At 72.1% G+C, this 12105-nt stretch carries 10 protein-coding genes; 7 read left to right on the top strand and 3 right to left on the bottom strand.

Translation table 11 applies throughout. The features are described 5' to 3' along the window. Window positions 1-58 precede the first annotated feature (58 nt). The gene (locus tag AB0F72_RS31430) at window positions 59-2359 is read left to right on the top strand and encodes an endonuclease/exonuclease/phosphatase family protein (RefSeq protein ID WP_360438758.1); all 2301 of its coding nucleotides are present in this window, start codon (window positions 59-61) and stop codon (window positions 2357-2359) included. A gap of 51 nt (window positions 2360-2410) precedes the next feature. Here AB0F72_RS31430 and AB0F72_RS31425 read toward each other — a convergent pair whose 3' ends face one another. Together AB0F72_RS31425 and AB0F72_RS31420 are read right to left on the bottom strand one after the other, a co-directional pair. Continuing rightward, the gene (locus tag AB0F72_RS31425; RefSeq protein WP_360438755.1) at window positions 2411-2818 is read right to left on the bottom strand and encodes a hypothetical protein; all 408 of its coding nucleotides are present in this window, start codon (window positions 2816-2818) and stop codon (window positions 2411-2413) included. Window positions 2819-2954: 136 nt separating this feature from the next. Continuing rightward, window positions 2955-3266 carry a hypothetical protein gene (locus AB0F72_RS31420; protein ID WP_360438752.1) on the bottom strand — a complete coding sequence of 104 codons (312 nt, stop codon included), beginning with the start codon at window positions 3264-3266 and terminating at the stop codon, window positions 2955-2957. 160 nt (window positions 3267-3426) lie between these two features. On the opposite strand from AB0F72_RS31420, the gene AB0F72_RS31415 reads away from it, so the two are divergent. Both AB0F72_RS31415 and AB0F72_RS31410 read left to right on the top strand, forming a co-directional pair. Then, complete coding sequence (locus AB0F72_RS31415; RefSeq protein WP_360438749.1) at window positions 3427-4014, top strand: AAA family ATPase; 588 nt, start codon at window positions 3427-3429, stop codon at window positions 4012-4014. A 92-nt stretch (window positions 4015-4106) separates the two neighbouring features. Next, a complete protein-coding gene (locus tag AB0F72_RS31410; RefSeq protein ID WP_360438746.1) occupies window positions 4107-5540 on the top strand; it encodes a family 43 glycosylhydrolase in 1434 nt (477 codons plus the stop codon). A 99-nt stretch (window positions 5541-5639) separates the two neighbouring features. Here AB0F72_RS31410 and AB0F72_RS31405 read toward each other — a convergent pair whose 3' ends face one another. Then, complete coding sequence (locus AB0F72_RS31405) at window positions 5640-8303, bottom strand: LuxR C-terminal-related transcriptional regulator (protein WP_360438743.1); 2664 nt, start codon at window positions 8301-8303, stop codon at window positions 5640-5642. 503 nt (window positions 8304-8806) lie between these two features. Between AB0F72_RS31405 and AB0F72_RS31400 the strand changes: the two genes are divergently transcribed. The 4 genes from AB0F72_RS31400 to AB0F72_RS31385 are packed head-to-tail and all read left to right on the top strand — an operon-like array spanning window position 8807 to window position 12064. Next, a complete protein-coding gene (locus AB0F72_RS31400) occupies window positions 8807-9781 on the top strand; it encodes an ABC transporter substrate-binding protein (RefSeq protein WP_360438740.1) in 975 nt (324 codons plus the stop codon). Continuing rightward, the gene (locus tag AB0F72_RS31395) at window positions 9781-10524 is read left to right on the top strand and encodes an ABC transporter permease subunit (protein ID WP_360438737.1); all 744 of its coding nucleotides are present in this window, start codon (window positions 9781-9783) and stop codon (window positions 10522-10524) included. The genes AB0F72_RS31400 and AB0F72_RS31395 overlap by 1 nt, the downstream gene beginning before the upstream one ends. After that, on the top strand, window positions 10521-11297 hold the full coding sequence (locus AB0F72_RS31390) for an ABC transporter permease subunit (protein ID WP_360438734.1): 777 nt from the start codon (window positions 10521-10523) through the stop codon (window positions 11295-11297). The genes AB0F72_RS31395 and AB0F72_RS31390 overlap by 4 nt, the downstream gene beginning before the upstream one ends. Further along, entirely contained in the window at window positions 11294-12064 is a 771-nt protein-coding gene (locus tag AB0F72_RS31385) for an ABC transporter ATP-binding protein (RefSeq protein WP_360438731.1), read from the top strand. Before AB0F72_RS31390 ends, AB0F72_RS31385 begins: the two co-directional genes overlap by 4 nt. The last annotated feature ends 41 nt before the right edge of the window (window positions 12065-12105 follow it).

Genomic DNA, 12105 nt, shown 5'->3' with positions numbered 1-12105 from the left:
CCGGCGTATCAGCACGAGGCTGAGTTCTTATCGGAAACCGCCTCGAAAAGGACTCCTTATGCGAAAACCCCGTCGTGGATTCGTGTTTCCCGTCGCCGTCGCGACCGGCATCACCGCCGTCGTGGTCGGGACGGTCGGGCAGGATTCGCCCGCCGGCGCCGCGACCGGCGAGCTGAGCGCGATGAGCTGGAACATCCAGGGCAAGAACCTGACCACAGCGGAGATGTCCGAGACCGACAAGTCCGTGGTCGGCGTGATCAAGGCCTCTGGCGCCGAGTACGTCGGCCTCCAGGAGATCTCCGGCGACCAGGCCAAGGCCATCGCCACGAAGCTCGGCTGGGGAACCGGCCGGGACCACGTGCTCACCCAGCACGAGCACGGCACGATCGGGCAGTTCCGCGAGGGCATCGCCATGCTCAGCAAGAACCCGATGAGCGAGATGACGAACGTCAGGCTCGACCCGGAGGGCCGCGGCCGGCACGTCCAGTACGCGCGCATCGTCAAGGACGGCCGCCCCTACTACGTCTTCAACACGCACCTCGCGTCGGACGACTGGACCTCCAAGACGTCCACGGCGTACCGGCCGGGCGCCAACGACGACGAGAGGCGCAAGAAGCAGGCCGAGTTCATCAAGGGCCAGGTCGACAAGGTCAAGCAGCGGGTCGGCGACCCGAACGCGGTGTACGTGGTCGGCGGCGACTTCAACTCCCGTGCCGTGACCACCGCGCCCAAGGGCGAGGCCTACAAGGTGTTCGCGAACAGCATGCGGGACACCTGGTTGCACCAGCATCCGGGCGCGGCCCGTACCGACTGTGAGTCGAAGCCGGTGGCCGACTGCGGGAACACCGTCTCGATCCGCAGCGGGGACCAGAAGCGGGCGCAGAACCCGACGATCCGCATCGACTACCTCTTCGTCGACCGGGCGCACGAGTCGCTGATCCGGTCGACCGCCACGCCGGAGCCGACGAACCCGGTGGAGACCGAGTACATGAGGTACTCCGACCACTACCCGGTCCGTGCCGTGTTCGGGCCGGCGCCACAGGCGCCGCAGCAGCGCCCGGTCGCGGCGTTCACCGCGAGCCGCCTCACCGGCGCCGGCGACCGGGTGGCTCTCGACGGCAGCGGATCACGCGACCCGGACGGCTCGATCACCGGCTGGAAGTGGACCGTGGGGGGCACGACGCTCCCGCTCACCGGGCCGAAGGGGCAGGTCTCGCTCGGCGCCGGCGCCAGCAAGGTGGTGACGCTCACGGTCACCGACAACAGCGGCCTCACCGGACAGGCCAGCCGGACCATCGCGCTCCCGAACCGGCCGCCGGCCATCGGGGCGTACGGTCCGAACGGCACCGTCGTGCCGAGCACCCAGCCGGCGCTGACCGCGGCCGGGACCGACCCGGACGGTGACCGGCTCACCTACCGGTACCGGGTGACCGGCCCGTCGGTGGATCTCAGCTCCGGCGCGGTGAGCGGTTCGTGGACGGTGCCGGCCCACAAGCTGGATCCGGGCACCCGGTACACGTGGGAGGTCACCGTGACCGACCCGGCGGGCGCCTCGGACAAGCGGACCGGCAGCTTCACCGTCGCGATGCTGCCCACCTCCGCGGACGTCATCGCCACCTCGACCGGCAAGGGGTACTGGACCGTCGACACGTTCGGCGACGTGCGGGCGTTCGGTGACGCGAGGTCGTTCGGCACCCTGCGCGACGCCGGGGTGCGGGTGCAGAACGTGGTCGGCCTGGTGCGGACACCGGACTCCGGCGGCTACTGGATCGTCGGCGCGGACGGCGGCGTCTACGCCTTCGGCAACGCGCGGTTCCACGGCTCGATGGGCGGCAAGCCGCTCAACAGGCCGGTCGTCGGCATGGCGGCGACCAAGGACGGTGGCGGGTACTGGCTGGCGGCCGCGGACGGCGGCGTGTTCGCGTTCGGCAACGCCGGCTTCCACGGCTCGATGGGCGGCAAGCCGCTGAACGGCGCGGTCGTGGCGCTCTCCCCCACGCCGTCCGGCGCCGGCTACTGGCTGGCCGCCAAGGACGGGGGCGTGTTCGCCTTCGGCGACGCCCCGTTCCACGGCTCGATGGGCGGCAAGCCGCTGAACAAGCCGGTCGTGGACATGGACGCCACACCGGACGGCCGGGGTTACTGGATGACCGCGGAGGACGGCGGTGTGTTCGCGTTCGGCAGCGCGCCGTTCCACGGCTCGCTGGCCGGCAAGCCGCTCAACGGGCACATCACCGGCATGTCGGTGCGGCCGACCGCGCAGGGTTACTGGCTGACCGGCTGCGACGGCGGGATCTTCGCCTTCGGAGACGCGCCGTTCTACGGCTCGGCGCCGGTGCACCAGTGCCGCGGTGTCTGACCTGATCCGGTCTGAGCTGATCCGGTCTGACCTGATCCGGTCTGACTCGGTCTAGCGAAGCTCCTGGTCGAGCCGCTCCCGCTCCTCGACGGTCAAGTCCGCGTGCCAATGCTGGTAGCGGTCGATGCCGTCGAGGAGCGGCTGCGTGTAGGGGGAGCTCCCGGCGACGTCCCGGAGGCTGATCCGGCCGTCGAGGAGGTCCTTCCGCCATCTCGGCCAGCATCGGATCCCCGTACCCGTCCCGGAGGTTCTCCAGGCTCTTCCGGACGGCCTCGGCCGTGCGCGGATCGCCAGCCATCGCGCCGAACTCCCGGTCCAGAGGCGTCTCGTCCACGTCAGGCTCCCGGTGCGGCGTAGGGGCCGCCGGGCAGCGGCACGTCCAGCGGTCGATGCGAACGCGGCGCTCCCGGCCGCGACGACGCCGGCCAGGATCGCCTTGTCCACCAGGGCCTGCAGCACGATGCCGAGGAAACCCCGCGCGTGCGGCGTGAACGTCCCCCACTGTGCGACGTAGGCTTTCGCCGCCTCGGCGGCCGCGGACGCCTCGGCCAGCTCGGCGGCGTATCGCCGCAGGGAATCGGGCTCGACCCGAACGTCATGTGGACACCGCCTCCACCGCGACAGCCGTGAGAATCATGACGGCGACCCCGGCCAGGGTGAGCAGGCCGGAGCGCCGCCACAACGCCGCGAGCCGCTGCGGATCGGCCGTCCGGTGCAGCCGGACGGCGTCGATCACTGCCGGGGTGAACACGAGGCCGGCAAGGAGGATGCCCACCCAGGTGAGCACCGGGACGCTGTCGCCGTCCGCGATCGTGACGACGCTGCCGACGATCATGAGCAGATAGATGAACGCGAAGAACAGCGCGAATTTGCCGACGAGCCGCTGGAATTCGATCTTCGCGTCCACTGTCGCGTCCCTCTCCTGGCCGTCGTTCCGCGGGCCGGTTGCCGTCTGACCGCATCAACGCCGGTCGTTGCGGAATGGTTCACCGCGGGGCCGGGCGGCCGCACAACCCCTGGTGGTGCGAACCTGACAGCGACGCGTCCGCAGGCCGACAGGAGCTTCCGTGGCATCCAGTGACCCACCCGTGCTCGTGGTGATCCGCGGGAACAGCGGGAGCGGCAAGACGACCACCGCCCGCGAGGCCCGCCGCCGGTACGGCCGTGGCTGCGCCCTCATCGAGCAGGACCACCTGCGCCGGGTCGTCCTGCGGGAGCACGGCGGTGGTGGCGCGGACCGGGTCGCGCCGGATCTCATCACCGCGATGGCGAGGACCGCCCTGGACGGCGGTTACCACGTCATCGTCGAAGGCATCCTGCACACCGGACAGTACGGCGCCCCGTTGCGGAGGCTGATCGCGGCGCATCCCGGCCCGGCTGCCTGTTTCTACCTGGACGTGCCGTTCGAGGAGACGGTGCGCCGGCATCGGGGCCGCGCCGAGCCGATCCCGGTCGAGCCGGAGACGATGCGCGGCTGGTACTCCCCCGGCGACCTGCTCGGCGTCGCCGGTGAGGTGGTGATTCCCGGTGGCGCCGGCTTCGAGGACGTCGTGACGACGATCCTGCACGCCGGCGGCCTCGCCGGGGCGGCGCCGCTGTCGCCGTGCCCGGCGAGATGCGCCCGCTGCGACCAGAAGGCGACGCTTCCGGGTTAGCGCTCACAAATTATTTAACGAAGACTTCTTGACGCGGCAATACATCGACGGGCATGTTAGCGATCACACCCCCGCGCCTAAGGAAGTCGTCGATGGCTCTCCGTCGCAGATCCGCGCTCCTGCTGGCCGTGCTCGTCCTGCTGCTGGCCGGCTCCGCCATCCCCGCGTCCGCTCAGTTCATCACCGTGCGCAACCCGGTCATCTCGCAGCGCGCCGACACCGCGATCTTCAAGCACACCGACGGCTACTACTACATGACCGCCTCGGTGCCCGACTACAAGCGGGTCGAGCTGCGCCGCGCGACCACTATCCAGGGCCTCGGCGCCGCGGCGACCACCACCGCGTTCGCCGCGCCGGCCAGCGGTGCGCTCAGCGGCTGGATCTGGGCGCCGGACATCCAGTACATCGACGGCGCCTGGTACATGTACTTCTCGGCGTCGCCGGGCACCGCCGTCTTCGACCAGCGGCTGTACTGGATCCGCAACACCTGCGCGAATCCGCTGACCTGCGCGTGGAGCGCGCCGCAGCGGTTGCGCACCGGCTGGGAGTCGTTCCAGCTCGACGCCGCCGTGTTCGTCAACCGCGGTGTCCGCTACTTCGCGTGGGCGCAGGACAGCCCGTCGACGAACTTCAACAGCCACATGTACATCGCCCGGATGAACGGCGCCACCGCCATCACCGGTTCCGCGGTGGAGATCGCCCGGCCGACGTACGCCTGGGAGAGGGAGGGCGTCGCCGGCGTCGTGGAGGGACCGTCGCCGCTGGTCAAGAACGGCCGGGTCTACATCACGTACTCCGCGTCGGCGACCGACTCCCGCTACAAGCTCGGCCTGCTCTCCTCGTGGGACACCGCCGACCTGCTCAACCCGGCCTCCTGGTACAAGCATCCGAACCCGGTCTTCCAGACCGCCAACGGCGTCTACGGTCCGGGCCACGGCAGCTTCACCGTCGCCGAGGACGGCGTCACCGACATGCTGGTCTACCACGCCCGCGACTACGCCACCCCGACGCCGGACGCGCTGACCGACCCGAACCGGCACACCCGGGTGCAGCAGCTGCTCTGGCGGGAGAACGGCGACCCGTTCTTCGGCCAGCCGATCCCCAGCACCGTCACCAGCCCCGGCATCCGCGGTCAGTTCAGCAACCGGTGCGTCGACAACTACAACCGGGACACCACGCTCGGCGCGCTGGTCCGCCTCTACGACTGCAACGGCGGCACCGCCCAGCAGTGGGAGCTCACCTATCAGCCGGCCGGCCACTACCAGATCCGCAACCGCAACACCGGCACCTGCCTCGACGACCTGTTCAGCGGCACCGCCGCGAACGCCGACGTCGGCCTCCACACCTGCAACGGCTCGACCGCCCAGCAGTGGACGGTGCAGGACCGGGGCAGCGGCTGGTTCTCGCTGCGCAACATCGCCGGCAACATGTGCCTCGACAACTATGCGTGGAACGCCGCCAACGGCGCCCGCCTCTCCCTCTACCCCTGCAACGGCGCCGGCGCCCAGCTCTGGCGGCTGGGCTGAGCAGCGGCCGGGCTGGTCACCGACTGCGCTGGTCCGGGCTGTGCTGGCCAGGGCTGCGCTGGTCCGGGCCGCGCTGGTCCCGGCCGTGCGGCGAGGCGGTCAGAGTATGCCGTGCCGGCGGGCGACGGTGACCGCCTCGCTGCGCCGGGCCGCGTCGAGCTTGCGATAGATCGCCCGCATGTGAGCCTTGACGGTGTTGACCGAGACGCCCAGGATCGCGGCGATCTCGGCGGCGGTCAGCATGGTCGGGAGGTAGTGCAGGACCTCGGACTCGCGCTCGCTGAGGCCGTGGCTGGTCGACTGGCCGGTGGCCGGCCGGGCGCCGGACCGCCCCATCTGGTCCAGGAACAGCGTGTCGCCGCCGAGCAGTCGCAGCCGCTGCGCCAGGTCGTCCAGGCGGCTGCCGGCCAGCGCGACGAAAGGGTGGCGGATTCCCTCCCGAGCGGCCAGGACGACCGCCTCGCGCAGCAGGTCGACCGCGCGGACGCCGTGTCCCCGGGCGTCGGCCACCAGGGCGCCGAGCACGCCGGCCGTCACGGTGGCGACGGTCTGCGACAGGGTGCTGATCGGGGCGTGACCGAGCAGTTCCTCAGCGCCCCGCAGGTCGTGGGCCGCGTACGCGAAGCGGGCCCGGGCAACGCGCTGGGCGAGGGCGAGCGGGGTGTCCTGGTCCGGCGTCTCGGCCGGCCAGTCCGGCTCCTTCGCCGACCCGGTGGCCAGCGAGGTCTCGGCCTCGATCAGGGCCAGCCAGCGGTCCAGGGTGGGTGCGTGCAGCGCCGGGCTGCGATCGCGGCGGGCCTCGTCGAGGAAGAGCCGGGCCCGCGCGTGCTCGCCGCGGGCCGCCGCCAGCCGGGCCTCGAGTCCGCGGGCGACGACGCGCTGCGCGGCCTCCGGGTTGCCGTGATGCGCGCGGATGCCCTGGCGCAGGGTCTCCTGGGCCGCGTCGAGGTCGTGGCGTTCCAGCTCCACCAGGGCTTGCGCGAAGTGGGCGGGAACCGCCTGCAGGGAGTAACGCCAGCCGCGGTGCTCGGCCACGGCGCGGGCGGCGGCGGCGAGCTGGCCGGCCTCGTCGACCGACCCGCAGAGGGCGTGCAGCAGCGCCAGGTGCCCGGTGGCGTTGATCTCGGCGAGTTCCACCCCGGCGGCACGGGCGGCGCTGGCAGCGGCGCCGAGGTCGCGGATCGCGGCGCCCGGCCGGCCGGCCCACAGCTGCGCGAGACCGCGATGGTTCAGTCCGACGGCGCGGAGCTGGGTGGTGGCCAGGCCGTCGTCCGAGGCGGCGGCGAGCATGCCGAGAAGTCCGGTGCTGACCGCTATGACCGCCGGCATGTTGCCGACCGCGCGCTCGGCCATCATCTCCGCGGTGAAGAGGGTCATCTCGGTGGCCCGGCGGCTCGCGGTGTCCGGCTGGCGGCGCAGCATCGCCCGGGCGCGGGCGATCCGGGCGGGGATGGCCTCGTAGTCGCCGGCGTGGAAGAGCAGCACCACGCTGCAGAAGATCAGTTCGGGGGTGGCCGAGGTCTGCTCCGGCGGGATCCGCCGCAACATCTTGACGAGGGCGGTCTGCTGGGCGGAGAGGATGAGCCCGGGGCCCTGGGTCGCGACGATCTGTCCCACATAGGCCCAGTCGCCGCCCGCGATGGCGTGGTTCAGCGCCTCCATGACGGAGTCGTTGGCGGCGTACCAGCGGGCGGCGCGGGCGTGCAGCTCGGCGACCGCGGTGGGGTCCTCCAGCGTGAGGCGATGCGCGAGGGCGTCGCGCAGCAGATGGTGATAGCGGAACCAGAGCGGCTTCGCGCCGAGCCGCACGACGAAGTCGTCGTCGTGCTCCAGTTGTTCGAGCCGCCGCTGCGAGTCGTCCCGGCCGCTGATCGCGTTGGCCAGCCCGGCGCAGATCCGCTCGCAGACGCTGGTCTGCAGCAGGAAGCGGCGTTCCTCCGCCGGCCGGTTGGCCAGGACCTCGTTGGCCAGGTAGTCGTCGATGCCGCGGATGTCGCCGGCGAAGTCGGCGATCGCACGCTCGCCGTGCCCGGCGAGGAAGCCGGCTCCGAGGTGCAGCCCGGCGGCCCATCCCTCGGTCCGCGCCACCAGCTGGTCCACGTCGGACGACGCCAGGTCGAGCCCGTGGTCGTGCGCCAGGGCGGCGGCCTCCTCGCCGGTGAACCTCAGGTCCGACGCCCGGATCTCGGCGAGCAGGCCGGCCGCGCGCAGGTGCCGCACCGCCGCCAGGCCGGGCTGCACCCGGCTGATCAGGACCAGGCGCAGCGGAGCGGGCGGGTGCCGGAGCAGGTCGCTCATCTCCCGCAGCACCTGCGGGTCGTCGATCTCGTGGAAGTCGTCGACGGCCAGCACCGTCGGGTCCGGCAGCCGACTCAGACCGGCGGTCAGCAACGCGGCCCGTTCCCGCTCGTCAGCGGGAACCGACTCCAGCGCGGCCAGCGGATGATCCGGCGGCAGGGCGCCCGCGGACCGGAGCGCGGCCAGCACGTACGACCAGTACCGCTGGGGGTCGTTGTCGTGCCGGTCCAGGCTCAGCCAGGCGACCGGGGCGGGCCGGGTCCGGGCCCAGGCGGAGACCAGCGTGGTCTTGCCCCAGCCGGCGCCCGCGCAGACCAGTGTCACCGGCTTGCCGGCCCCGGCGTCGAGCAGCGCGAACAAGCGCCGGCGCGCGACCGCGGCCCGGAGCCGCTGCGGTGAGGCGGTCTTGGCCATCACCGGCGTGGGGAGCGGTCCCACCTCGATCGGCCTCCGGGTGTCCGTCATGGTGTAGGGCCAGCGTGTCCGATTGCGATCAGTGCCTCGGTACGACTTTCTGCCATCCTGGCACCTCCGGCGTCGGCAGCGACTATCCCAGACCGTAACCAGCGATCACCACGATTGTCGCCGATCGGTCGCACCGGATTGTCGGCTCGTCCCGCCGGTGTGCGCGGACCCGGGTCGCCCGGCCGCCCGGCCGCCCGGCAGCGTCATCCGCGGCCGGCCGGCGTGGCGCCTGGTAGACCGGGCTCACCACACCCGCATGCCGCAGCGATGTCCAATAAGGATTGCCGCGATACTTGACCTCCGGGGTCCGTGATGGAGATCACCAGCGCCGCCGGGGCTCGGGCCGCCCGAAATTGGCAAGCCCGAACGATCTGTCGGGTTCGCCGTTGCCGGATGCCCGCCGGAAACGCCTGCGTGACGCCGATTACGGGCCGCGCGATCCCGGCCGCCTGCGTAGATTGAGCGCTGATCGAAGACATCGGCACCCGTGAAAGGCACCCCCCGTGAGACTGGGACGCGCCGCCCTCGCCCTGACCGCAGCCGCCGCCCTGCTCGTCACCGCCGCCTGCGGAAAGGACGATGCCACCGGCGCATCGGCCGCCGACGGCACGCTCACCGTCACGATCGGCGCGGTGCCGTCGATCGACTATGGCGTGATCAAGGTCGGTGAGGCGCAGGGCTTCTTCGCCAAGCACGGCGTCGCCGTCGAGGTCGCCACCGTGGACAGCGGCCCCGCCGTGGTCACCGGAGTGGTGGCCGGCCAGTACGACCTGGGCTGGACCGGGTACGCCCCGGTGCTGCTCGCCGTCGCGGCCGGGAACACCGACCTGAGACTGGTATCGAACATCGGTCTGTGGGGCGCGAAGGGCGACAACGGCGGCATCCTCGTCCGCCGCGACTCCGGCATCACCTCGTTCGCCGGCCTGGCCGGCCGGAAGGTCGCCACCAACGCCCCGCGATCGGTGCTCACCCTGACCCTCCAGGCGGCCATCGCGAAGGCCGGCGGTGATCCCGCCCGGACCGAGCTGGTCACGCTGCCGTTCGCGCAGATCGCCAAGGCGGTCGCGGACAAGCAGGTGGATGCCGGCGTCACCGTGGCGCCGCACCAGACGAAGGCCCTCCAGCAGTTCCCGCAACTGACCGACCTGGGCGACGCTCCGGCCGCGGTGCTGGAGCCCGGTTCGCCGAGCGGGGCGGTCTTCGCCAGGAAGGACCCCGGCGCCGCCGAGCAGACCGCGATCGACAGGTTCCGTACCGCGATCAAGGAGGCGCTGGTGTACGCCGACAGCCACCCGGACGAGGTCACGACCGCCGGCGCCGCGCTGGCCGGGCTCAGCCCCGCGGACGCGGCCGCGCTGCCGAAGACCGACTATCGCGGCGACGTGACAGCCGCCCAGATCGCGCCGCTCGCCGCGCTGATGAAGCAATACGGCTGGATCACGACGGACATCGACCTGGCCTCCTTCGTCGGCGCCTGATGGCCCGCCGCACGATGCTGCCGGTCCTGGGCGTCGCCGGGGCCGCCGGGCTCTGGGAGGCCGCCACCCGCTCCCGCCTGGTCTCCCCCACCGACGTGCCGACGCTGAGCAGCACCCTCGCGGTGGTCGCCGAGTTGCTCGGCAGCGCCACGTTCTGGGCCGGCGCCGGTGACACCGTCCGCTCCTGGGCCCTCGGGCTGCTGGTCAGCGCCGCCATCGCGATCCCGCTCGGCTACGCGGCCGGCGCCAGCCGATGGGTCTGGCAGTTCGTCCGGATCCCGGTGGAGGCGCTGCGCCCGATCCCGCCGATCGTGATCCTTCCGCTGGCGCTGCTGGTCCTGCGCGGCGGCTCCCCGTTCACGATCCTGCTGATCATGCAGGGCACGCTCTGGCCGCTACTGATCCAGACCACCTACGGCGTCCGTACGATCGACGCCGTCGTGCTGGACACCGCCCGCAGCTACCGGCTCGGCTGGTGGCGCCGGGTGATCTTCGTCCGGCTCCCGGCCGCGTTGCCGATCGTGACGAACGCGCTCAAGCTGGCCGCGGCGACCGCGTTCGCCGTGGCGCTGGTGGCCGAACTGGTCGGCGGGGCGCCCGGCCTGGGCCAGCTGCTGGTCGTCGCGATCAACGGCAACGACCTGCCCCGGGCGTACGCGCTGGCCGTCGTCGCCGGCGTGTTCGGGATGCTCCTCGCGGCGGTCTTCACCCTGCTGCAGCGCCGCGTCGCGGCGACGCGATGAGCAGGGCCGCCGGTCTCCTCTGGCAGGCCGTGCTCCCGGCCGGGCTGATCGTGGCCTATGAACTCGCGGCCGGCCGGGCGCGCAATCCGTACTTTCCGGTGCTCGGCGACATCGCCACGGCGTTCCGCGCCGCCTGGCTGGGCCCCGGCTTCACCGAGCACGTGCTGCCCAGCATCGCGAACCTGACCGCGGGCTACCTGATCGGCGTGGTCGCCGGGGTGGGCGGTGGCGTCCTGCTCGGCCGGGCCCGGGTACTGCACGGGCTGTTCGCCCCGCTGGCCGGGTTCTGCCTGACGCTGCCGGTGGTGGTGCTGCTGCCGCTCGCCGTGGTGGCGCTCGGCGTCGGCTCGGCGATGCGGATCGGCGTCATCGTGTACAGCGTGTTCTTCGTGGTCCTGGTGAACACGACGGCCGGCATGCGGGCGGTCGACACGTCGCTGACCGACGTCGGCGCGGCCTACCGGATCGGGCCGGTCCGGCGGCTCTTCCTGCTGCTGCTCCCGGCAGCCGCGCCGTACATCGTCGCGGCCGCGCGGGTCGCGCTCTCCGCCGCCGTGCTGGTCATGGTGCTGAGCGAGATGGTCGGCGCGCAGCACGGCATCGGCGCCGTCACCCTGCTGGCGCAGCAGGACTTCCGGTACGACCGGATGTGGGCCGGCATGGTGCTGCTCGCGCTGCTCGGCTACCTGTTCAACGCCGCCTTCGCCGTGGTGGAACGATTCACCGTGGTCCGCTGGGGGATGGTCGCCGGAACCGGGGAGGGCGTGTCGTGAGGAAGACGCTCGTCGACGTCGCGCGGCTCACCAAGGCGTACGGCGAGCACCGCGCGGTGGACCGGGTGAGCTTCGACGTCCGTACCGGGGAAGTGGTTTCGATCGTCGGTCCCTCCGGGGCCGGGAAGACCACCGTGTTGCGCGTCGTGGCCGGCCTGCTCGAGCCCACCTCGGGCTCGGTGACCATCGACGGCGTGCCGGTGACCGGGCCGCCGGCCGGCATCGCCGTGGTCTTCCAGGACTACAGCCGCTCGCTGCTGCCCTGGCTCACCGTCCTCGGCAACGTCACCCTGCCGCTGCGCGCCAAAGGACTGTCCCGTGCGGACGCCCGCCGGACAGCGACGGAGGCGCTCGCCGCCGTCGGCCTCGGCGACGCCGCCCGGCAGCGGCCGCGCGCGCTCTCCGGCGGTATGCAGCAGCGGGTGGCGATCGCCCGGGCGATCGCCTACCGGCCCAAACTGCTGCTGATGGACGAGCCGTTCGCCTCCGTCGACGCGCAGACCCGGATGGACCTGGAGGACCTGGTCCATCCCCTGCGCGACCGGTACGACATGACGGTCGTGCTGGTCACCCACGACATCGACGAGGCGGTGTACCTCTCCGACCGGATCGTGGTGCTCTCACCGGCCCCGGCCACCGTGCTCCGGATCATCGATGTGGACCTGCCGTTCCCGCGGTCACAGACCGCCACCAAGGAGCTGGCCGCCTTCGGCGGGCTCCGCCGCGAGGTCCTGGATCTGGTCCGGCGGCCGGCGGACCCGGCCTGATCGCTGGTGAGGGCCGGCGGTCACGCCGCGAGGAATCCGTT

It is taken from the genome of Actinoplanes sp. NPDC023936, from assembly GCF_040639325.1.
Classification (GTDB): Bacteria; Actinomycetota; Actinomycetes; order Mycobacteriales; family Micromonosporaceae; genus Actinoplanes.
The sequence above is the reverse complement of the archived record's forward strand: the minus strand, read 5'-3'. Positions and strand labels throughout refer to the sequence as shown.